We start from the raw sequence: 22,489 nt of genomic DNA, 5'->3' as shown, positions 1-22,489 counted from the left end.
CGGATCAGTACGTCGCGCGGCCGCCCGAGAGATCGAACACCGCGCCGGTGCTGAACCCGTTCTCGCGCGTGCAGAGCCAGGCGATGAGGCTCGCCGCCTCGTCGAGTTCGAGGAAGCGCCCGCGCGGGATCTTGGAGAGCATGTAGGCGATGTGCTCCTGCGTCATCTGGTCGAAGATCCGCGTGCGCGCCGCCGCCGGCGTGACGCAGTTGATCGCGATGTCCTGCGCGGCGTGCTCCTTGCCGAGCGACTTGGCGAGCGCGATCACGCCGGCCTTCGAGGCCGAGTAGGCGGCCGCGTTCGGGTTGCCTTCCTTGCCGGCGATCGAGGCGATCAGCACCACCCGCCCGTAGTTCTGCTTCACCATCGCGGGCAGCACGCACTTGCAGCAATGAAACGTTCCGTTCAGGTTGACATCGAGGATCCGCCGCCACTCATCGACTGGATAGTCGATCACCGTCGCATTCATGCCCGCGATGCCGGCGCTGGTGACGAGCGCATCGATGCGGCCGAAGGCGGCCAGGGTGTCGCGGGTGGCCGCCTGAACGGCATCGAAATCGGTCACGTCGACGGCGAAGGACCGCGCGCCGTCGCCGAGTTCGGCGGCCGAGCGTTCGGCGAGCGGACCCTCGACGTCCCAGATCGCCACCTGCGCGCCGGAGGCGGCGAGGCGTCGGGCGACGGCGAAGCCGATGCCCTGCGCCCCGCCGGTCACCACCGCGACCTGACCATCCATGTCATACCGGTTCACCCGCCTCCTCCCCCCTTTTCCCTGTCCGACCCGGCTCAGCCGAGCGCGGCGATCACCGCGTCGACGGTCGTGACCATCGACACGTTCTGCAGCGCGTAGTTGATCGAGGCGCGGTGCCAGTCCGCGTTCATGGTCGAACACCCGTCCTCGGGCACCACCATCACGTAGCCCTTGTCCGCTCCCGTCCGCGCGGTGTGCTCGATCGACATGTTCGTCCAGGCGCCGGTGACGATCACGATGTCGCGCCCTTCCGCCTTCAAGATGGTCTCCAGGCTCGTGCCTTCCCAGGCCGACATGCGCATCTTCTCGACGATGTGGTCGCCCGGCCGCGGCTCGAGGCCGGGCACGGGTGCCGCACCCCAGGTGCCGCGCACGAGGGCCTTCGCCTCGACCACGCCTTCGAACAGAGGCGCGTTCAAGGTGAGGCCGCGCGCGCCTTCCGTGACGACGAACCAGACATGGATCACCGGCACGCCGAGCGCGCGGCAGCGATCGGCAAGACGCGCGATGTTGGCGATCGCGTTCTGCTCCCGGCAGTGCTGGGCCGACCCGGTGGCGGCGAAGGCGCCGCCCTCCATCACCACGTCGTTCTGCATGTCCTGGATGATCAGCGCGCAACGCCGCGCATCGAGCCTGAGCGGAGCGTCGCGCGCGGGGTTGCGCGACGTGGCGCGGGCGCGCATGAACGGCTCGCTGCGCGGGCCGACCTTGACCGGGACCGCATAGACCGAGGTGGTCGCGCAGACGAACAGCGTGCGCCAGTCCGGCCCGCCCCAGGCGAGATTCGCCGCCGGTTCCGGGATCGAAACGCGCCCGATGTGCGTGCCGTCCGGGCGGAAAACCCACAGCCCGCCCGGCCCCGTGACCCAGACATTGCCCTCGGCATCGCACTTCATGCCGTCGGGCACGCCGGGGTTGAGGCTTTCGCGAATTCCCGAGGCGAAGACGCGACCGCGCCGCAGCGAGCCGTCCTCGGCGACGTCGAAGGCGCGGATGTTCGCCTGCTCGGTGTCGTTGACGTAGAGGGTGCGCTCGCAGGGCGAGAAGCAGATCCCGTTCGGCTGGGTGAACAGGTAACGCTCGACGAGGAGCTGCGGTTCCGCCCGGGGAACGTGATTCGGCGGCAGGCGATACACCCCCTGGAAACCGAGCTCGCGCGGACGCTCCACCCCGTAAACGGGCATGCGGCCGTACCACGGGTCGGTGAAGTAGATCGCCCCGGAGGAATGGACGCAGAGATCGTTCGGGCTGTTCAGCTCACGCCCCTCGAAATGGCTGGCCAGCACCTCGCGGCGCCCGTCGGGTCGGAACCGCGCCACGCAACTCGTCGCGTGCTCGCAGGCGAGCAGGTTGAGCTCAGCGTCGAAGGTCAGGCCGTTCGCCTTGTTGGACGGCCGCATCACCTCGCGCACACCGGCTTCCGTCCAGCGTCGCCGCACGTCGGCCGGCATATCGGAGAAGTAGAGCGCCTGCTCCTCCGGGTGCCAGACGGGGCCTTCGGTGAAGGTGCATCCGCCGACGAGCTGCCGCACCGGGGCATGCTCGTCGATCAGGCGGCGGAACGCCGGGTCGAGGGCGATATGCGCCATCGGTCCCTCCTCACGCCGGGAACCAGGCGCGACGATGCACGCTGTGGCTGACCGGCCCCGGCACCTCCCACTCGAGCCGGCCGACCACCTGGCCACGGTGCACCTTCGCCGGCTTGTCGTGCACGGGAAGCAGGAAGTCGGATCCGTTGAGCAGCTTCTTGATCGCCGCCTTCTCGGCCCGTTTCGACCCGGCGTGGTTCCCCGTCACCTGCACCTCGTCGGCGAAGGCAATGCGGAACGGTTCGACCACCTGGTCCTGGATGTCGTAGATCACGTCGCCGCAGATCGTCGCTCGCCCCTCGGCGGTCTCGACATGCACGTTGAGCGAGCCCTCGGTGTGGGCGTAGGCCGCTTCCAGTACCACGCCCGGGATCAGCTCGATCGGGCCGGAAAGCTCGAGATCCTCGAGCCGCAGCGCCTGCGGCGTGTGCAGGCGCTCGATCAGGTGGATGATGTCGGGCTTCGGATACTGCGGATGCATCAGCCCGGAGACGGAATATTCGAGCTCGCGCCGGTTCACCACCACCGTCGTCGTCATCGGGAAGTGATCGTCCTTGCCGGCGTGGTCGATGTGCAGGTGGGTGTGCACGATGTAGCGCACGTCGCGCGGTTTCACCCCGTGCTTGGCGAGTTGGCGCTCGATCATGTTCTCGTGGAACTGCAGCCCCCGCATGCCCAGCGTCTCCATGATCGCGTTGTCACGGTAGCCCGTGTCGACGAGGACTGGGTATGCGCCGCCGAGGATCAGGAAACCATAGGTGGGCACGCGTCGCGTGCGCCCGCAGTCGCGCCCCAGCACGAGGAAGCTCGATTCGAGTTCGATGTCGCCGTAGTCGAGGATCCTGATCTCGAGCGCCATGCGGCCTCCCCCTCTCAGAGCCTGTAGATGCGTTGCGCCGTGCGGGCGAAGATCGCGTCCGCCGCCGCCGTGCCGATGCTCGACACGGCGGTGCGGTGTGCGGCGAGAAGCGCAGCGTAGTCGGTCCAGAGCTTCTCGATCGGGAAGTTCGAACCCCAGAGACAGCGGTCGGGCCCGAAGAGAGCAACGGTTTCCGCCACTACGAAGCCGATGTGGCCCTGATCGACGCAATGGAGGAAAGTGCTCAAGCCCGAAAGCTTGGCGACCACGTTCGGGCGCGCGGCGAGCAGCGCCATGCCCTCGCGCCATCGATCGATGGCGGCCGGCGAGAGGTCCTCGAGCATCCCGGCGTGCTGCAGCACGAACGTCGTGTTCGGGCAGGCCTCGGCGAGCGCGGCGGCCCCCGTCATCTGATGGGAGAAGACCTGCAGTTCGAACACGAGCCCCGCTTCGCCGATCCGTGCGATGTTGCGCTGCACCGCGGGGTCGAGGCAGAGGTCGGGACGGGCGGCAAAGCGATACTGCGGATTGTCGTGCCAGTGGAATTGCTGGCGGATTCCCCGCAGGAGCGGAAACCGCAGGAGCCGCTCCAGCGCGGGGCGGACGTCCGGCACCGTGACGTCGGCGAAGCCCACGATCGCCTGCGGCCAGCCCGTTTCCTCGGCGATCGAGGACACCCAGGCGACCTCGTCTTCCGCCCGCTCCGGAGGCCAGTTGGCCTGCACGTAGACCGCGGCCGCAACACCTTGGCCCGCGATGTCGTCCAGATACTCGGTCATCGGGTAGTCGCGCCGGATCGCCTCGTAGGGGCCGAAGATGCGCGGCTGCATCGGTCCGGTCAGCCACGGCAGGTCGGCCATCCGCCAGATGTGGAAATGCGCATCGACGATGCTCATCGCCGGTCGCGGGCTCCGTCGGGGCCGAAGGCGGCCGCCAGCGACGGCACGGAGCTTCCGTCGCCGAAACGGTCGAGCAGCGGAAGGATGGCCCTTAGCGCTGCGGTCTCCGGGCGGTATGCGGGGTCCTGGGCGAGCGGGGAGAGCCAGACGATGCGCCAAGCGAGGCCACGCAGCCGCGTCATGGCGGAGACGAGCGCCTCGGGCCCTCCACGCTCGAGCCCGTCGGAGACGACGACGACCAGCGCGCCGCGCGCGAAACCGACGAAGCGCGGCACGGAGAGGAACACGGCGAGGGCTTCTCCCAGTCGCGTCCCGCCGTCCCAGTCGGCCACCAGCCAGGAGGCGCGCTCCAGCGCGATCGTGGCGTCGCGGTGGCTGAGCGCCCTGGTGATGCGCGTGAGCCGCGTGCCGAGGGTGAAGACCTCCGCCCGCTCCGCCGCACGAACAAGAGCGTGAGCGAAACGAAGCGTTCCGTCCGTGCTCCCTTTCATCGACCCGGAGACGTCGATCAGCAGCAGGACATGACGCTGGCGCTGGCGACGGCGCATCCTGGGCAGGACCATCAGCTCGCCGTCCCGCCGCACGAGCTGACGGAAGGCACGCCTCGGGTCGACCCAACGACCTCGGCCGGGGCCGCGTCGCCGCGTCGGCCGACGCGGCAGGAGACGCGGCGCGGCGCGGGCGAAGCGCTGGAGAACCATGTCGTCGCTCTCCGGGCCGAACACACGTCGGCCGAGCCGTTCCGCCGCCGTGGCCGAGCGACCCGATTCCTCCTCCGTCGCGTCCTCGCCGGCGAGATCGAACCCGCCCGCTTCGAACACGCGAGGCAGATCCTCCGCTTCTCCCGGCATTGGAGCGGCGATCGAACGGCCGAGGAACACCTGGTCGAACACCGCATCGAACTCCGCCATGCGTTCCGGGGGAGGGCCGAACACGGCACGGGCGGCGAGCCGGATGTCGCGCAGGGATCGCGGCCCCAACGCGGAGACGGCGTCGAGGAACGCCACCCCCTGGTCGGGCGAGGCCGGGAAACCGGCGGCGCGAAGTGCGCCGGGGAAAGCGAGGAACGGGTCGAGAACGGAACGAGCGGTCATGCCGCTGCCTTGGCGATGATCGCTTCGAGGCGCGGCGCCAGATAGGCGAGGTCGTCCTGGTCCTTCACCGCCACCCCGATCGAGCGCAGGAAGGCCGCGGGCCATGGCGCGCCGTGCCCGTGCAGGAGTGTTGCGGCCTCGGCCCACTCCACCGTCTCCGCCACCCCCGGCGGCTTGGCGAGCGGTTCCGCGCGCAAGGCGCCGACCGCGGCGACGATGCGCTCCGCGGTGTCGCGCGCCACCGCCGAGGCCCGCATCAGCACGATCTCGGTCTCCAGCAGCGGGTCGGGATAGGCGATCCAGTGGTAGACGCAGCGACGCCTGAGCGCCTCGTGCAGCTCGCGCGTCCGGTTCGAGGTCAGGACGACCACCGGGGGTTCCGAGGCCCGCACCGTTCCCCGCTCGGGGATGGAGATCGCGAAGTCGGAGAGGAACTCGAGGAGGAAGGCCTCGAACTCGTGGTCCGCGCGATCGATCTCGTCGATCAGGAGAAGGCGGTCGCGCGGCGCCTGCAGCGCGAGCAGGAGGGGGCGTGCGATCAGGAACTCGTCGCCATGGAGATTGACGTAAGCATCGCCCGCCCGGCGGATGGCGAGCATCTGGCGTGGGAAATTCCACTCGTAGAGCGCGGCCGAGGCATCGATGCCCTCGTAGCACTGCAACCGCACCACCTCGCGGCCGAGCACGGAGGCGAGCGCCCGCGCGGCCTCGGTCTTGCCGACACCCGGCGCACCTTCGAGCAGGAGCGGCTTGCCGAGGGCGAGAGCGAGATAGGCGGCTGTGGCGAGACCTTCGTCCGCGATGTACTGGGCGTCGCGCATCGCCCGCGCGAGCGAGGCAGGGTCGGAAATGCCGGCGATGCTGCGTCTTACGGGCACGGGTCAGAGCCGCCGCTTCGGCCGCGCCCCGCCCTGCGCCTTCAGCGCGCGCAGGATCTTCTCGGGCGTCGCCGGCAACTCGTCGATGCGCACGCCGACCGCGTCGTAGATCGCGTTCACCACGGCCGGCAGCACGGGATTGGCGCACATCTCGCCTGGTCCCTTGCCGCCGTAGGGGCCGTCGGGGGCGGGCCGTTCCAGGATCGAGATGTGATGCGGGGCGAGATCGCCGGGCCCGGGCATCAGGTAGTGGGTGAAGTCGACCGGGCGGTGCGAGCGGTCGGGATAGCAGGGCTCCGTCGTCTCCCACAGCGCGTGGCTCATGCCCATCCATGCGCCGCCGCGGAGCTGCTGCTCGACGAGTTTGGGGTTCAGCGCGCGGCCGACCTCGTAGGCCGACTTCATGTCGAGCACACGCACCTCGCCGGTCTCGTCGTCCACCTCGACCTCGACCAGCATCGCGGCGTGGGCGAAACAACTGACGGGTGTCATCTCCCCGGTCTCGGGATCGACGTCGGAGAGCGGGATGAGGAAGATCCCCCGCCCGGCGATGGTGCGCCCCTGGCGGAACTGAGCGGCCTGCGCCGCCGCCATCACCGTGATCGTCCGCGCCGGCGTGCCGCGGACGTGGATGTTGCCTTCCCCGTCGGTGACGAGGTCGGCAGCATCGACCTCGAGCTCCTCCGCCGCCGCCTCGAGCAGGATGGCGCGCGCCTCCTGTGCCGCCTGGATCACCGCGTTGCCGACACGGTGCGTGCCGCGCGAGGCGAAGGATCCCATGCAGTGCGGGCCCGTGTCGCTGTCGGCGGTGTCGACATAGACGTCCTCCACCGGCACGCCCAGCGTCTCGGCGGCGATCTGGCGGACGACGGACTTCATCCCCTGGCCAAGATCGATGGAGGAGAGCGTGACGGTGAACTTCCCGTCGGGGTTGGCGTGAACCAGCGCCTGCGACGGATCGCCACCGAGGTTCATGCCGATCGGATAGTTGACGGCGGCGAAGCCGCGCCCACGGTGCAGCGCCATCAGCGCCTCCTGAGGCCGGAGATCGAGGAGAAACGGATGGGCGCGCGCGGCGCCGGTCCCGACGGAGGAGACGGCAGCGGCGGCTGCGAAGGGGCGGCGCGCGCGGGAGCCGGCTGCGGTGGCGCACCTGCAGTCGAGGGAGGTTTCGAGGCGATGTCCCTGGCAGGCAACGCCGACGATGTCCGCGCGAAGGCGGGTTCGGGCGATGGCCGCACCGGGGTGTCGGGCGCGCCGCGTCGGTGCCCTTTCCGCGCGTAGCCGTGCGCGGCGAAGCCCTCGACCCGCCCCTTCTCGTCGAGGGCCGTGCGGGGCGGGAGTTGCGCGCGCTCGCCTCCGCCGCCCTGGCGCGAGGAGGCGCGCTTCGCCTCGGGGCTCAGCGCCACGCCCGCCTTCTCCGCCACGACCTGGCAGCACTCGATCAGCGCGCAGTTCTTCGCGATCCTCCGATGCGCCTTCATGTCGCCGTCGCGGTACGAGTTGAGGATGCGGAACTCGATCGGATTCATGCCGACGACCTCCGCCACCTTGTCCATGTGCGCCTCGATCGCGAAATCCACCCCCGTGATGCCGAAGCCGCGCATCGCGGTCGCCGGCGTGCGGTTGGTGAACACGCAATAGACATCGGCATACACGTTGGGGATGGTGTAGGGCCCGGGCAGGTGGCCGACCGCTTTCATGATCGCGTAGGAGGTGAGGCGGGTGTAGGCACCGGAGTCGAAGTAGCCGACGAACTTGCGCGCGACGATCCGCCCATCGCGCATCACCCCGTCGGTGATGTACCACCGTTCGGCCCCGCGCGGCCCGCCGACCTGCATCTCCTCCTCGCGGTCCCAGGCGTACTTCACCGGCCGCCCGGTCAGCATCGCGCCTAGGATGGCGAGCGGTTCATGGATCGAATCCACCTTGCCGCCGAAGCCGCCGCCCACCGTGCCGCCGATGAAGTGCAGCCTGCTCGAGGGCAGGCGCAGGACCTTCGACGTGGTCGCGAGCGAGAAGAACAGCGCCTGCGTGGAGGTGTAGCACACGTAGCGATCGTTCGTTTCCGGAGCGGCGATCGCACCGCAGGTCTCGATCGGCGCCTGTTCGATCGGCGACATCTGATAGCGCCCCTCGACCACGTAGTCGGCCGTCCGCAGCGCGGCTTCGACGTCGCCGAAGCGCAGCTTCTGGTGGTCGTACTTGCCGTGACAGATGAACCGGTTGCCGGGATAGATGTCGAGCACGACGGGGGCGCCCGGCTTGATCGCTTCCTCGACGTCGAGCACGTGCGGCAAGGGCTCGTAGTCCACCCGCACCTTCGCCGCGCCCTCGCGCGCCGCCGCCTCGCTCTCCGCGATCACCGCCGCGACGGGCTCCCCCATGTAGCGCACCCGCTCGCCGCTCAGCACCGGCTCGTCGTCGATGCCGAAATCGAGCAGGGAGAGGAGCGTGTTCAGGTTGCACGGCACGTCGCGCCCCGTGAGTACCCGCACCACGCCTGGGCTGCGTTCGGCCTCCGTGACGTCGATGCGCCGGATCCGCGCGTGATGGTGCGGGGAGCGCGCGCAGCGCAGGTGCAGAAGCCCCTCGAACAGGTGGTCGTCGAAGAACGGCGATCGCCCGGTGACGTGGCCGAGAATGTCCTGCCGGCGCACCGGCTTCCCGATCACCGTCAGACGATCGTCGCGCTCGTCGGCGAAGAGATCCTTTCGGAACTCGATCATGCTGTCGCTCATGGGCGTGCCCCGCTTGCGGCGGCGGAGAGGATGGCGGCGATGATCGGCTCGTAGCCCGTGCAGCGGCAGAGATTGCCGGAAATCGCTTCGATCACCTCCTCGCGCGTCGGGCGCGGGTTGCGATCGAGCAGCGCCTTGGCCGACATCAGCATCCCCGGCGTGCAGTAGCCGCACTGGGCGGCGAAGTGGGCCATGAACGCCTCCTGCAGCGGATGCGGTGCGGGGCCGCCGAGGCCGGCGACGGTGTCGACGCGGCGTCCCTCCACGGCCTCCGCCAGGGTGAGGCAGGCGAGCACCGGCTCGCCGTCGAGGAGAACGGTGCATGCGCCGCACCCACCCTGGCCGCAGCCGTATTTCGGGGTGAGATCGCCGACACCGCGGCGCAGGAAGTCGAGCAGGTTCTGCCCGGGATCGGCGAAGGCCGCGCGCTCCGCGCCGTTGAGGACGAAGGTGATCGGTTTCTTCGGCATCACGGTCTCGACAAGCGTTCGAGCAGACGTCGCAGGTGGACGCCAACCACCTCGCGCCGGTACCAGGCGGAGGCGAGCGAATCCGTCGGCGGCTCGAGGCCCTGCGCCGCAACCGCGACCGCGCGCGCGATCGTCCCTTCGTCGAGCACGGCGCCTTCCAGCGCCCTTTCCACGGCTGCCGCCTGGATCGGGCGATCCGCCATGCCGCCGTAGGCGATGCGGACGCCGCGCATGCGTGATCCCTCGCGCGGCAGGAATGCGGCGATGGACAGCAGTGAGGCGCCGCGGGGATGGATGCGCGCGATCTTGACGAAGCCGAACGCGCGGTCGCCCCGCGGACGCGGCACCTCGATCTGCGTCACGAGGGCGGGGCGTTCGCGATCGCGCAGGAGATCGGCGAGCGACCGCAGGCTCGTCTGTCCGGCGAGAGCGACGCGGGCCCCGAGTGCCAGCAGGGCAACGGCGAGATCGCCGTAGGGGTGGCGCGCGAAGAGGTTGCCGCCGACGGTCGCCATGCTGCGAACCTGCGGCCCCCCGATCTGGCGTGCGACGTCGTGCAGCACGGCGCAGTCCCGGCTCGCAAGGATCTGCGCCATGGTGACGCCGGCGCCGAGTCGGATCGTCTCTGAGCTCGCGACGATCTGACGAAGTCCAGGGTCGACCGTCCGCACGAGCCGCGGCGGCGTGCGATTGGCGTTCACCTCGGCCATCACCAGGGTGCCGCCGGCGAGATAGATCGCCCCTCCGCCGCCGAGCGCGCGCGCCGCCTCCTCCGCCGAACGATAGGTCTCGACGGCGGTGATCATGGCGTCACTCCGGCGGCGAGGTGATCGCGGAGTGCTGCGAAACCACCCTCATAGATCTCGCGCCCGACGAGGTCGGCGAGTTCCCGCTCCCGGCCGCGCGGCGTATCGAAGCGGCTCTCCCAATGCCAGAAGGTGCCGTTCCCGTCCGTCACCGGCGCAAGCCGCACATGCGCGACGTAGTTAAACAGCGGCACCGGTGTGTCGAGCAGGCAATACGAGTAGGCCGTATCGGCATCCGACAGGGTGAGCAGGAGTTCGCGCAGCTCCGAACCGTCACGCAGTCGAAACCGGCGAACGCAACCGACGCGGTCCGACGGCTGCCCGCGCTCGATCGTACTCTCGGCGACCGCCGGGTGCCAGCGATCGTGCCCGTTGAAGTCGCGCAGCACGGCCCAGACCTCGTCGATCGGCCGGTCGATGACGGTGCTCCTCACCACGCGCGGCATGCTCAGGCCGCCAACTGTCGCTTCAGGGCGTCGAAGCCGGCCTGGAACACGTTCCGGCCGATCCCCTCCACCAGTTCCGCCGCGACCTCGGGCGCGCATTCGAACTCCGCCGTCCACTCGGCGAAGGTGCGATCGCCGTCCGTCACCGGTGTGAGCCGAAGTGTGGCCACGTAGTCGGTGAGCGGCATCGGCGATTCCAGGATCGCGTACGTGACGAACATGTCGTAGTCCGAGAGGCCGAGGAGGCGCTCGCGGATCCGCTCGCCGTTCTGCAGGTGGAAGTCACGGACGCAGCCGACGCGGTCGGAGGGATCGCCGTTCTCGATGCGGCTGTCGCGGATGCGCGGGTGCCAGCGCGGCAGCGCGTTGAAGTCCCGGATCCGTTCCCAGACCTTGCTGGCCGGAGCATCGATCACCGAGGAGACGTACACGCGCGGCATCGCTCAGGCTTGCCCCTCGCCCTTCTCGGGTTTCGCCACCGCCTTGCGCGCCTCCGAGGCGATGCGTTGCATGTCGGCGGCCTCGCGGATCAGTCCGCCCTGCTTGGCGAGGCTGCCGCCTTCGATGCCGAGATCGGCGAGCAGGGAATCGATGAGCGGCGCCTGCACGCGGTAGCGCAGGGCGGAGGTGACCACCTCGTCGGTCGGGCTCTGCCCGCGACCGCCGCCGGTGCCCAGCCCGTCGAGCTGCATGATCTTGATCTCGTTGATCTTCTCGAGCGGCTTGACGGAAGCCGCGATGATGCCCTCGACGTGCTCGAGGAGCTTGCGGCGGAACAGCGAGAGGCGTGCGGGGTCGGTGAGCACGTTCTCCGCCTCGTTCATCAGTCGTTGCGCCTCCGCCTCGACCAAGCGCCGCACCTTCTCGGCCTCGGCTGCCAACTTCACCTCGGCAGCCTCCTTCTCGGCGATCAGCATGTCGATCCGGCGACGACGCTCGGCGACCTCGGTCTCGCGCGCGGTGCGGATCCGCTCCTCGGCCTCCGCTGCGCGCGCACGCGCCTCGTCGGCCTCGATACGGGCCGCACTCTCCTCGAGTGACTTGCGGGCGATGGCGATCGACTTCTCGATCTCCGCCGTCTCGACCAGCCGTTCGCGCTCGATCTCCAGGCGCCGGCGCTCCGTCTCGTGACCGATCCGGATCTCGTCGAGGGCGCGCTCGCAGGCGATGCGGGCGCGCTCGATGTCCTCGCGGCTCTGGATCTCGGCTTCGCGCAATGCCTGCATGCGCGCGATCTCGAGCTGCTCGAGCGAGCGGCGCCGTTCGATCCGCGCCGCTTCGACCGCGCGCTCCCGCTCCACCTCCGAGGTCTCGACCGACCGCTGGGCGTTGATCTGGGCCTGGCGAACCGCCGCTTCGGCGGCCGCGGCCTCGGAGCGCTTCTCGGCGAGGGCGACCACCCGCTCGTGGTCGGCCTCCTCGATCGCCTTGCGGCGCGCGATCTCGGCCGCCTCCAATTCGCGCTCGCGCGCGATCTCCCGCGCGCGCACGGCGAGTTGCGCCGCGATCCGCGCCTCGTCCAGCGAACGGTCGCGCAGGATCTCCTGCTCGCGCGTCGCCGCTTCGGCCGCGATCCGTTCCGCGGCGAGGGCCTTGTCGCGCGCGATCTTCGCCGCCTCGACCGCCTGCCTCGCGGCAACCTCCGCCGCCTCGAGGGCGCGTTCCCGCTCGATCTCGAGTTCGCGGATCCTGCGTTCGCGCGCGATCCTCTCCTCGCTGACCTGCGCCGCTTCGGCGATGCGCAACCGTTCGGTCGCCTCGCGCGCGGTGATCTCGGCCTCGTCGGTGGCGCGACGTTCGGCGATCTCGCGCTGCCGGATCTCCTCCTCCTTGGCGATGCGCGCTTCGGCGATCGCCTTCTCCTGGGCGATGCGGGCCTGCTCGATCGCTTCGCGTGCGGCGATCTCCTCCGCCTCGATCGCCTTCTCGCGTGCGATTTCCTGCGCCCTGATCTCCCGCTCCGACGCGATGCGCGCTTCGGCGATCGCCTTCTCCTGGGCGATGCGGGCCTGCTCGATCGCCTCGCGTGCCGCGATCTCCTCCGCCTCGATCGCCTTCTGCCGCGCGATCTCCCGCGCCCTGATGTCGCGCTCGGAGGCGATCCGCGCCTCGGCGATCCGCCGTTCCTGCTCGATCCGGGCCTCCTCGACCGCCTCGCGGGCGGCGATCTGCGCGGCCTCGGCGTCCCGTTCGCGTTCCGCCCGCTCGCGGGCCAGTTCCGCGCGTTGCTGCGCGCGACGGAACTCGATCTCGCGCTCCTGGGCGAGCCGTGCCTCCTCGCTCATCCGCTCGATGTCGAGGGCCTCGCGCTCCGCCTCCAGGTTGCGGACGCGGATCGCGATCATCGCACTCTGCTCGATGTCGTTGCGCAGCTTGCGACGCTCCTCGATGTCGCGGATCAGCGCGGTCAAGCCCTCGGCGTCGAAGCGGTTAGAGGGGTTGAAGTACTCGAGGGGAGTCTGATCGATGTCGAGGATGGCGACGCTTTCGAGTTCAAGCCCGTTCTTCTCGAGGTCCGCTTGAGCGACCTCGCGCACGCGCGAAACATACTGGGCGCGCTGCTCGTGCATCTCGCTCATCGTCATCTCGGCCGCGACCGCACGCAACGCGCTCTCGAACTTGCCGGCGAGCAGGGCGTGCAGCGTCTCGGGCTCGAGCGTGCGCCGCCCGAGGGTCGAGGCGGCCATCGCGACAGCGTCGCGGTCGGGACGGACGCGAACGTAGAACTCCGCCTCGATGTCGATCCGCATCCGGTCCTTGCTGATCAGCGCATCATTCCTGCTGCGTTCGATCCGCAAGGGCAGCGTGTTCATGTTGACGGGGGTGATGTCGTGGATGATCGGCCAGACGAACGCGCCGCCGTCGATCACCACCTTCTGCCCGAGAAACCCTGTGCGGACGAAGGCGACCTCCTTCGTCGAGCGACGATAGAGGTATTGCATCACCCAGTAGACGACCGCGATGACGACGACCGCGACGATGATCCAGAGGATCGCCTGGCCGATGAATGCTCCGCTCATCCCCTCACCTCATCCCTTTTCCGCCGCTCGGCCGACCTTCGCCAACGCGCGCGTGCGCAGCGCGACGAACGCGCGCACCTGTTCCGTCAAGGCCCGCTCGACGGGCAGCCGTTCCATCGAGGACGCGCCATAGAAGCCGTGCACGACATGGCTTCGTTCGAGCACGTAGGCGGCATCCGCCGGCTCCGCCACCGGCCCTCCATGCACGAGGACCAGGATGTCGGGATTGACCCGCAGCGCCGCTTCGCCCCAGGCGTCGGCGAGGGCCGGGCAATCCTCCAATCGGATCGCGGTTTCGGCACCGATCGTGCCACCCGTCGTCAGACCGAAATGACAGACGATGATGTCCGCTCCCGCCCGCGCCATCGCCTGCGCCTCCTCGGCATTGAACACGTACGGTGTGGTCAGCAGGTCCTTGGCGTGTGCCTTGGCGATCATGTCCACCTCGAGGCCGAAGGACATGCCCGTCTCCTCGAGATTGCGGCGGAAGATGCCGTCGAACAGCCCGACGGTCGGGAAGTTCTGCACGCCGGCGAAGCCGAGCCGCTTGATCTCGTCGAGGAACACGTCCATCCGCCGGAAAGGGTCGGTTCCGTTGACGCCGGCGAGAACCGGTGTGCGGCGAACGATCGGGAGAACCTCGGCGGCCATGTCGAGGACGATCGCATTCGCATCGCCATAGGCGAGCAGTCCGGCGAGCGAGCCCCGGCCCGCCATGCGATAGCGACCCGAGTTGTAGAGCACGATCAGGTCGATGCCGCCGGCCTCTTCGCACTTCGCGGAAAGCCCCGTGCCGGCGCCGCCGCCGATGATGGCCTCGCCGCGCGCCACCTTGGCCCGAAGCCGCTCCAGGATCGCCTGTCGCGATGTCACGCCTTCCTCCGTCGTCCGTCGCTTCGCCGCCGCAGCCGGTCGTCCCCGTGGAGGGCGCGGAACGCCTTCACCAGTTCGGCGGCGAAGTCGGTGTCGTTGATGTGAAGCGGCAGGCGGATCAGCTGCCGCTGCGGCGACTGGCGAACGGTTGCCTCGAGCGCGGAGAAGAGGGCTTCGCGTGCTTCGCGGTCCTCGAACGGCTGGCCGGGCGCATCGAGCGCCGAGACGCCGCCCTCCGGCAGGAAGAAGCGGACCGGCCCTTCCATGGCGTTCAGGCGTTCGCCGATCCAGCGACCGATGCGCGTGCTCTCCTCCGCGGTCGTGCGCATCAGGGTCACCTGCGGATTGTGCCGGTAGAAGAGGCGGCCCGCATAGCGTTCCGGGATCGTTTCGGGAGGGCCGAAATTGACCATGTCGAGCGCGCCGACCGAGCCGATGTACGGCATGCGCAGGCGGATGATGGCGCCGAAGCGATCCTCGTGCGCCGGCAGCACGCCGCCGCAGAGCAGGTCGGCGACCTCGGTGGTCGTGACGTCGATCACGGCGTCGACCTTGCCGGAGTCGATCAGCTTCTCCATCGACTGGCCGCCGATCCCGGTGGCGTGGAAGACGAGGCAGTCGTAACCATCGCCGAGCAAAGCGACCACTTGGCGAACGCAGGGCGTGGTGACCCCGAACATGGTGAGGGCGACCGTGCGCTTCGCCGCGTCGCGGGGCGGTGTGGCGGGGCGTCCCTTGACCATGCCCACCATCGCGTAGGCGGCGTTGGTCAGGACCTCGCGGGTGATCGCGTTCAGTCCCTGCACATCGGCGACCGAATGCATCATCATGATGTCGGAAGGGCCGATGTAGCGACGCACCTCGCCGGAGGCGACGGTGGAGACGATCAGCTTCGGCACGCCGACGGGCAGCGCGCGCATCGCAGGGGCGACGATCGCCGTGCCGCCTGAGCCGCCGGCCGAGACGATGCCCGCGATCCCCGTCTGACGGGCGATCCAGCGCGCGAAGGCTTCCGTCATCGCCGCGACCGACTCGCCGCGATCGCCGGTGAACACCGCAGCCGGTCCGCGCGGATGGAAGGCGGCGACGAGATGTGCCGGCACGTCAGCCCCGCTCTCCTTGCCGCTCGTCGAAAGGTCGACGAGACGGACGACAAGGCCGGCGTCGCGGATCAGGTCGCGCAGGAAACGAAGCTCGTCGCCCTTGGTGTCGAGCGTGCCGGCGACCAGCACGACACGCTCGCCGGGGGCGGCGAGCGGGCGGAGCTCGGGCTGGTTGGAACTCGGTCCCGGCGGCAGCGCGCTCAGCACGCGGGCGGCGCGTTCGATCTGCTCGACGGGCACCGGTTGCGACCAGCGCGTCGGGCGGACGGGGTTGGAGAGGTAGATCCGCGCGATGCCAGGCGGCGGCTCGGCGCCGGCCCCCCGCGCCTCGGGCGAGGTCTGGATCTCGAGAGGAGTGTCGTCGTGCCCGTGCCGTCCCACGCCGAGGAGCCGTTGCTGCAGGGCAACGTCCTGCGCGAGCTCGCGCGCCGGCACGATCCGGTTGATGCGCCCGTTCACCATGACGGCGACGCGATCCGCCGTCGCACAGGCGACTCCGATGTTCTGCTCGACGAGCAGCACCTCGAGATCGCCCTCCTCGGCGAGCCGGTGCAAAAGCTCTTCCAGCTGCTCGACGATCACCGGCGCGAGGCCCTCAGTGGGCTCGTCCATGACCAGCAGGCGGGGGTTCTGCAGCAGCGCCCGCCCGATCGCGAGCATCTGCTGCTCGCCGCCCGAGAGCTGCGCCCCACCATTGTTCCGCCGCTCGGCGAGGCGGGGGAAGGTCGCGTAGATGCGATCGACCGTCCAGGCGCCGCGCGAACCGCGCGCGACCATGCGCAGATGCTCATCCACCGTGAGCGAACGCCAGAGCCGCCGGCCCTGTGGCACGTAGCCGATGCCGAGCCGGGCGATCTCGGACGGCGCCAGACCGACGAGGGATCGGCCGGCGAAACGGATCGTTCCCGAGGCGATCGGCACGAGGCCCATGATCGCCTTGCACAGCGTGGTCTTGCCCATGCCGTTACGGCCGACGAGGGAGAGCACGCCGCCTTCGAGCGTCAGGTCCACCCCTTGCACGGCGTGGCTCGCGCCGTAGAACACGTTGAGCCCGCGGATCTCGAGGGCCGGAACGCGGGCGCGCTCAGCCATGGGCCCCTCCGAGATAGAGGGCCTGCACCTCGGGGTCGTCCTCGATCTCGTCGGGCGCGCCTTCCTTGAACACGCGACCGTTGTGCAGCATGGTCACGCTTTCGGCCACGCGCAGCGCGACGTCCATGTCGTGTTCGATGATGACGAAGCCGATATGACGCGGCAGGGTGGTGAGGATCTCGACCAGCTCCCGGCGCTCTGCGGGAGAGAGGCCGGCCGCCGGTTCGTCGAAGAGGATCAACCGCGGCGCGCCCGCGAGTGCGAGCGCGATCTCGAGCTGGCGCTGCTGGCCGTAGGACAGTTCGGAGACGAGTCGGTCGCGCGCCGGTGTCAGATGCACCGCCTCGATGAGTTCGGCGGTGCGCATGAGCAGCGGATCGCCGGTGCGCGGGCGCAGCAGGGAGTAGCGCCAGCGCGAGACACCGCGGCAGGCGAGATAGACGCTGTCGGCGACGCTGAGGCCCGGGAACAGGAGCGAAATCTGGTAGGTCCGGCGCAGCCCGCGCCTGATCCGCTCGTAAGGCGGGAACCGCGTGACGTCCTCGCCGAACAGGCGAACCGTGCCGGAGGTCGGCAGGATGTCGCCGGTGATGCAGTTGAACAGCGTGGTCTTGCCGGCACCGTTGGAGCCGAGCACGGCACGGCGCTCGCCGGGACGCACGGTGAGGCTGACGTCCGCGATGGCGGCGAGCGCCCCGAACATCCGCGTGACGCCGCGCAACTCGAGGGCCGCGGTCGCGCCGACCGAGGCCAGTCGACTGGAGGGTGCCGGGCTGTCGAGCACGCTCACGGCACCTTCCCCGTCAGCGGGTCGGGCCGGCGTGCGCGCCGTGCCTGCCAGCGGTCCCAGAGCCCGAGCACGCCGTCGGGCGAGAAGAAGACGGCGGCGAGGAATCCGAGGCCGACGATCAGCTTGAAGCGGTCGGGCTCGAGGCCGAAGGCGGTGAGGATGTCGGGGGCGAAACTCGACAGCACGACGTAGATCAGCGCGCCGATGAAGGGTCCGATCGGTCGCCTGAGCCCGCCGACCACGGCGATCACCAGGATGTCGATCACTGCCGGGATGCCGGCCGTTCCGGGCGCGATCTGACCGTTCTGCCAGACGAGCAGCACCCCACCGACCGCCGCCAGCACCGAGGCGAAGCCGTAGGCTAGGATGCGATGGGCGGTGACGTTGTAGCCGAGTGCGGCCATGCGCCGCGCATTGTCGCGGATGCCCTGCAGGGCGAGGCCGAACGGGGCGCGCGCGACGTAGACCACCGCCGCGTAGCAGAGCGCGGCGCAGGCGAGGGAGAGGTAGTAGAACGGCACGGGCTGGCGCCAGTCGACGCCGAACAGGTCAGGCGGACGGACCAGGGTGAAGCCGTTGTAGCCGTTGAAGATCGTGTAGTTCTGGCGAGTGAAGTAGAAGAAAGCGGAAGCGATCGCGAGGGTGATCATGATCGTGTAGATCCCCTCGGTGCGCACCGCGAGGGTGCCGACCAGCGTGCCGAACAGGGTGGCGACGGCGAGCGCGACCGGCAGGTAGATCCACCAGGAGAGGCCGAGGCTGATCTGCTCCGTCCCCGAAGGCCCCAAGATCGCGACCATGTAGCCGGCAAGCCCGGCGACGGTCATCTGGATCAGCGAGACCATGCCGCCGTAGCCGGCAAGGAACATCAAGGACAGCGCAATGATGCCGAGGATGAAACTCCAGCCGAACACCTGGAACAGCACGAAGTTGTTCGCATAGGCCGGCATGGTCAGCAGGACCGCGCCGACGAGCCAGACGCCGGTCGGAATGCGGGCGAACCACGGCGCCTCGATGCCGGGGTCGGCGGCTGCACGGCCTGTCGCCGCAAGCGTGCTGCGCGTGCGGGCGGCGACCGCCATCTCAGAGCCTCCGTCCCATCAGGCCCTGCGGCCGGAAGGCGAGCACCGCCGCCATCAGGAGGAAGGTGAAGACGACGGAGTAGGTCGGCGCGTAGGTCAGGCCGATCTGCTCGGTCAGTCCGACGATCAGCGCTCCGAGCGCGGCCCCGGTGATCGAGCCCATGCCGCCGACGATGACGACGACGAGGCTGGCGAGCAGGAACCGCGTGTCCTCGCCGGGCGAGAGGGATTGGAACGTTCCGCCGACGATGCCGGCGATGCCGGCGAGACCGGCCCCGAAGGCGAAGACGGCGACGAACACCGCCTGCACCGGAAGCCCCGAGGCGGCGAGCATCTCGCGGTCATCGACACCGGCGCGGATCAGCATGCCGATGCGCGTGCGGTTGATGACGAGCCACATCGCGATGCCGAGCACGATCGCGGCGGCGAGAATCCAGATCCGCACGCGCGGGTAGCGGAGATAGACGAAATCGCCGTTCGGGCGCACCGCGGTGACCAGCGGCAGTTCCATCGGCCCGGACAGGAAGTCGGGCGTCAGGATCTGGTAGGAGCGACCGCCCCAGATCGCCAGCATCAGGTCCGCAAGCACGATGGAGAGGCCGATGGTGACTAGGGTCTGACGCAACTCCTCGCCCTCCATGCGGCGGAACACGACATATTGCAGCACGATCCCGATCAGCGCGGTGATGACGAACACGATCGGGAAGGCGAGCAGCCAGGATCCCGTCCGGTCCGCGACCTCGAAGCCGATGTAGCCGCCGAGGAGGTAGAGCGAGCCGTGCGCGAGATTGACGTTGCGCATCAGCCCGAAGATGAGCGTGAAGCCGGAGGCGACGAGGAAGTAGAGCGCGCCCAGGGTGACGCCGGAGAGGATCGCGGAGAGGAAGACGCGCTTCGGTCCCATCACCTCGGTCACGGCGGGTGGCCAGGGCGCGAGGACGAGCCAGGCGAAGAAGGCGACGACAACGGCGATGGCGAGCGTGGCGATCGGACGTCGCTGCACGAAGCCCGTCACGGCTCGGATGCCTTCCTGCGGGCGATACGCCCGGCGTGGCGCGGTGACGCCGCGCGGTTCCGGGGATCCGGCACGGCCGGGCCGAGCAGCGCAACGTTCCGCAGCGACGGACGCCGCATCCGGTCCGGTCTCATTCCGCGATTCCCGATCGGCGATCCGAGTCCATCACGCGACGGCGCATGCAGGGGACATCGCCTCGCCCGCGTCAGCCGCTTCTCCTCAGTCGCGCGCAGTTCGGCGTGTCGCGCCCGGGCAGGCCGAGAGCGCGGAACTCCTCGATCGGCAGTCCCAGCGTCTGGTTGACGTCATCGATCCGCCGCACCATCCGGTTGTAGAGCGCGCCGTCCGCGCGCTGCGTCACCTCGGAAACAAAGACGGGTCCGATCGCCTGGCGGTTCTCATCAAGACGGATGGCACCGAGCGGCGTGTCGAGCACGAGCGAGGCGAGCGCGCGCTGGAACGCCCGCTGTCCGTCCGAGAGGTCGCCGCGCACGGCGTCGAGCGCAGCGAGCGCGGCGCGGGCGGCGATGAAGTAGGAGGTGGCGAAGAAGGAGGGCGAGGCGAAGCGCTGGCCTTCCGGGAAGCCCTCGCGATAGGCGCGCACGAAGCCCTGCCAGGCGGGGTCGGGGTTCTCGTCGGAGATCATCCCCGAGGTCGGCGTGCCGATCAGCGCCTCGCGCGCCCGCCCGCGCGAGGAGAGGATGGTCTGATCGGCCATGGCGGAGCCGCCGATGAAGTTCATCCGCGCTCCTGCCTGCAGGTATTGGTTGAGGAAGTTGATCGCGTCCGACCCGCCGAGGCCGAGATAGATCGCGTCCACGTCGTCGGGCAGCTGGGCCACGACGGAGCCGAAATCCGCCTGGCCGAGCGGCACCCAGAAACGGCGCACGATGTCGCCCCCGGCGCGGCAGAAGTCGATCGCGAAGCCCATGAAGTTGGTGTGGCCGAACGAATAGTCGGCAGCGACGGTGGCGATGCGTCGCCAGCCCTTGCTGCGCACCACGTATTCCCCGAGCCCGGCACCCCACTGCAGGCCGTGGGTGATGAAGCGGAAGAAGTTCGGCGCGGGGTCGATGAAGGTGGTCTCCAGCGCGGCCGAGGAACCGTTGATGATGGTCCGATCGGGGATCGTCTTCGCGTAGTCGCGCAACGCGATCCCTTCCGAACCCGAAAGCGGCCCGATGATGAAATCGACTCGGTCCTGTTCGATCAGCTTGCGTGCCTGACGCAAGGCGACGTCGGGCCGGGCGTCGGTCGGTCCGACCACGGTTTCGATGCGGCGCCCGGCCACGCTGTGCCCCGCTGCGCGAAGCGCGAGTTCCAGCCCGCGCAGCCCGTCCTGGCCCGAGGCGGCGAAGGGCCCGTCGAGGGTGACCAGGACGCCGATCTTCAGCGGTGCCGCCTGGGCGAGCGGGGACCGGGCGGCGGCCGCGCCGGCGAGGACGGCCGGAGCAGCCAGGAGGTGACGGCGGGTCAGACGGATCATCGGTTCCTTCCCACGGCTTCGACCAGCTGCGGAGACGGCAGGAATGATCCGAGCCCGGATCATTCCTGCATCAGTCCTCTTCGGTGCGATCGTTCAACGCCGCCGCAGGCGGGCGCAATCGGGCGTGTCGCGTCCCGGCATGCCGAGCGCGCGGAACTCCGCCACCGGCAGGCCCAGGGTCTGCGACACGTTGTCCACCCGCTTCACCATGCGGTTGTAGAGCGAACCGTCCGGGCGTTGCGCCACCTCGTTGACGAAGACGGGGCCGATCGCCTGCCGGGTCTCGTCGAGGCGGATCTTGCCGAGCGGCGTGTCGAGCTCGAGGCGGGCGAGCGCGGCCTGGAAGGCGCGCTGCCCGCCGGAGAGGTCGCCGTTCACCGCCTTCAACCCCTCGAGCGCAGCCATGGTGCTGATGTGATAGGCGGTGGCGAAGATGGTGGGCGAAGGGAAGCGCTGGCCTTCCGGATAGGACTCGCGATAGCGGCGCACGAAGGCCTGCCAGGCGGGGTCGGGGTTCTCGTCCGAGATCATGCCCGAGGTCGGCGTGCCGATCAGCGCCTCGCGCGCCCGCCCGCGCGACGTCAGCACCGTTTGATCCGCCATGATCGTGCCGCCGATGAAGTTCATCTTCGAACCGGCCTGGGCGTATTGATTGAGGAAGTTGATCGCGTCCGTGCCGCCGAGGCCGAGATAGATCGCATCGACGTCATCGGGCAGTTGCGCGATCACCGCGCCGTAGTCGGCGGCACCGAGCGGCACCCAGAAGCGGCGCACGATGTCGCCGCCCGCACGGCAGAAATCGATCGCGAAGCCCATGAAGTTGGTGTGGCCGAAGGAGTAGTCGGCGGCGACGGTGGCGATGCGCCGCCAGCCCTTGGTGCGCACGACGTACTCGCCGAGCCCCGCACCCCACTGCAGCCCATGGGTGTGGAAACGGAAGAAGTTGGGCGCCGGGTCGACCCACGTCGTTTCCAACGCGCCCGAGGCGCCGTTGATGAAGGTCTTGTCAGGCTGGGTCTTGGCGTGGTCGCGGATCGCGATGCCCTCGGACCCGGAGAGAGGACCGATGATGAAGTCGACGCGATCCTGCTCGATCAGCTTGCGCGCCTGCCGCACCGCGGTGTCAGGCCGCGTGTCGGTCGGCGCGATCACCGTCTCCAGCCGCCGTCCGGCGATCTGGTTGTTGACGCTGCGCAGCGCCATCTCGATGCCGCGGATGCCGTCGCGTCCGCCTTCCGCGAAGGCGCCTTCCAGTGCGACCAGGATGCCGATCCGGATCGGTTCCTGCGCGACCGCCACGGTCGGCAGGCCAAGTGCAAGCGCGGTGACGCCCGCGAGGAACGCCCTTCTCATCCGTCTCTCCCCAAGTTCGTTCTTCGGTCGGCGCGTGGTTCGCCGTCGCCGCGCGGTTCCTTCGTCACCGCTGTTCGAGACGATACCGTCCGGTTGGATCGGCTGTAAACGGCTCCTGCGTCGGTCGGCGACCGCGGCTGCT

General features: G+C 69.5%; 20 protein-coding genes. All 20 read right to left on the bottom strand.

Annotated features, from left to right (window positions below):
* Positions 1-4: 4 nt before the first annotated feature.
* The 20 genes from DWB05_RS06975 to DWB05_RS06880 all read right to left on the bottom strand — a co-directional run bounded on the left by DWB05_RS06975 (position 5) and on the right by DWB05_RS06880 (position 22,347).
* Complete coding sequence (locus DWB05_RS06975) at positions 5-751, bottom strand: SDR family NAD(P)-dependent oxidoreductase (RefSeq protein ID WP_114376336.1); 747 nt, start codon at positions 749-751, stop codon at positions 5-7.
* A 35-nt stretch (positions 752-786) separates the two neighbouring features.
* Positions 787-2,340 (bottom strand): isochorismatase family protein, encoded by a 1,554-nt coding sequence (locus tag DWB05_RS06970; protein ID WP_114376334.1) that lies wholly within the window; start codon positions 2,338-2,340, stop codon positions 787-789.
* Between the two features lie 10 nt (positions 2,341-2,350).
* Positions 2,351-3,199 (bottom strand): N-acyl homoserine lactonase family protein, encoded by an 849-nt coding sequence (locus DWB05_RS06965; protein WP_114376332.1) that lies wholly within the window; start codon positions 3,197-3,199, stop codon positions 2,351-2,353.
* A 14-nt stretch (positions 3,200-3,213) separates the two neighbouring features.
* Positions 3,214-4,095 carry an amidohydrolase family protein gene (locus DWB05_RS06960; RefSeq protein WP_114376329.1) on the bottom strand — a complete coding sequence of 294 codons (882 nt, stop codon included), beginning with the start codon at positions 4,093-4,095 and terminating at the stop codon, positions 3,214-3,216.
* On the bottom strand, positions 4,092-5,192 hold the full coding sequence (locus DWB05_RS06955) for a vWA domain-containing protein (protein WP_157967113.1): 1,101 nt from the start codon (positions 5,190-5,192) through the stop codon (positions 4,092-4,094). Before DWB05_RS06955 ends, DWB05_RS06960 begins: the two co-directional genes overlap by 4 nt.
* Positions 5,189-6,070, bottom strand: coding sequence for an AAA family ATPase (locus tag DWB05_RS06950; RefSeq protein ID WP_114376324.1), 882 nt, complete (start codon positions 6,068-6,070; stop codon positions 5,189-5,191). Before DWB05_RS06950 ends, DWB05_RS06955 begins: the two co-directional genes overlap by 4 nt.
* Positions 6,071-6,073: 3 nt before the next feature.
* Complete coding sequence (locus DWB05_RS06945; RefSeq protein ID WP_114376321.1) at positions 6,074-7,096, bottom strand: xanthine dehydrogenase family protein molybdopterin-binding subunit; 1,023 nt, start codon at positions 7,094-7,096, stop codon at positions 6,074-6,076.
* Positions 7,096-8,799: a xanthine dehydrogenase family protein molybdopterin-binding subunit gene (locus DWB05_RS06940; RefSeq protein ID WP_114376602.1), complete on the bottom strand. Its 1,704-nt coding sequence runs from the start codon at positions 8,797-8,799 to the stop codon at positions 7,096-7,098. The genes DWB05_RS06945 and DWB05_RS06940 overlap by 1 nt, the downstream gene beginning before the upstream one ends.
* Before the next feature lie 8 nt (positions 8,800-8,807).
* Positions 8,808-9,281 (bottom strand): (2Fe-2S)-binding protein, encoded by a 474-nt coding sequence (locus tag DWB05_RS06935; protein ID WP_114376319.1) that lies wholly within the window; start codon positions 9,279-9,281, stop codon positions 8,808-8,810.
* Complete coding sequence (locus DWB05_RS06930) at positions 9,281-10,087, bottom strand: FAD binding domain-containing protein (protein ID WP_114376317.1); 807 nt, start codon at positions 10,085-10,087, stop codon at positions 9,281-9,283. Before DWB05_RS06930 ends, DWB05_RS06935 begins: the two co-directional genes overlap by 1 nt.
* Positions 10,084-10,521 carry an SRPBCC family protein gene (locus tag DWB05_RS06925; RefSeq protein ID WP_232818424.1) on the bottom strand — a complete coding sequence of 146 codons (438 nt, stop codon included), beginning with the start codon at positions 10,519-10,521 and terminating at the stop codon, positions 10,084-10,086. Before DWB05_RS06925 ends, DWB05_RS06930 begins: the two co-directional genes overlap by 4 nt.
* 14 nt (positions 10,522-10,535) lie before the next feature.
* A complete protein-coding gene (locus tag DWB05_RS06920) occupies positions 10,536-10,973 on the bottom strand; it encodes an SRPBCC family protein (RefSeq protein WP_114376314.1) in 438 nt (145 codons plus the stop codon).
* A 3-nt stretch (positions 10,974-10,976) separates the two neighbouring features.
* Positions 10,977-13,553 (bottom strand): flotillin family protein, encoded by a 2,577-nt coding sequence (locus tag DWB05_RS06915; RefSeq protein ID WP_114376312.1) that lies wholly within the window; start codon positions 13,551-13,553, stop codon positions 10,977-10,979.
* A 9-nt stretch (positions 13,554-13,562) separates the two neighbouring features.
* Positions 13,563-14,426 (bottom strand): phosphoenolpyruvate hydrolase family protein, encoded by an 864-nt coding sequence (locus DWB05_RS06910; protein WP_114376309.1) that lies wholly within the window; start codon positions 14,424-14,426, stop codon positions 13,563-13,565.
* Entirely contained in the window at positions 14,423-16,621 is a 2,199-nt protein-coding gene (locus DWB05_RS06905) for an ABC transporter permease (protein WP_114376307.1), read from the bottom strand. Before DWB05_RS06905 ends, DWB05_RS06910 begins: the two co-directional genes overlap by 4 nt.
* Entirely contained in the window at positions 16,614-17,411 is a 798-nt protein-coding gene (locus tag DWB05_RS06900; RefSeq protein WP_232818423.1) for an ABC transporter ATP-binding protein, read from the bottom strand. The genes DWB05_RS06905 and DWB05_RS06900 overlap by 8 nt, the downstream gene beginning before the upstream one ends.
* Positions 17,408-18,493: a branched-chain amino acid ABC transporter permease gene (locus DWB05_RS06895; RefSeq protein WP_114376304.1), complete on the bottom strand. Its 1,086-nt coding sequence runs from the start codon at positions 18,491-18,493 to the stop codon at positions 17,408-17,410. Before DWB05_RS06895 ends, DWB05_RS06900 begins: the two co-directional genes overlap by 4 nt.
* A gap of 1 nt (position 18,494) precedes the next feature.
* A complete protein-coding gene (locus tag DWB05_RS06890) occupies positions 18,495-19,508 on the bottom strand; it encodes a branched-chain amino acid ABC transporter permease (protein ID WP_114376302.1) in 1,014 nt (337 codons plus the stop codon).
* 205 nt (positions 19,509-19,713) lie between these two features.
* Positions 19,714-20,994 (bottom strand): ABC transporter substrate-binding protein, encoded by a 1,281-nt coding sequence (locus tag DWB05_RS06885; RefSeq protein WP_114376299.1) that lies wholly within the window; start codon positions 20,992-20,994, stop codon positions 19,714-19,716.
* A 93-nt stretch (positions 20,995-21,087) separates the two neighbouring features.
* Positions 21,088-22,347, bottom strand: coding sequence for an ABC transporter substrate-binding protein (locus tag DWB05_RS06880; RefSeq protein WP_114376297.1), 1,260 nt, complete (start codon positions 22,345-22,347; stop codon positions 21,088-21,090).
* Between the last annotated feature and the right edge of the window lie 142 nt (positions 22,348-22,489).

Source organism: Elioraea thermophila (ex Habib et al. 2022), from assembly GCF_003336755.1.
Taxonomy (GTDB): Bacteria; Pseudomonadota; Alphaproteobacteria; order Acetobacterales; family Acetobacteraceae; genus Elioraea; species Elioraea thermophila.
Note: the sequence above shows the minus strand (reverse complement) of the source record. Positions and strands in the feature narration are given on the sequence as shown.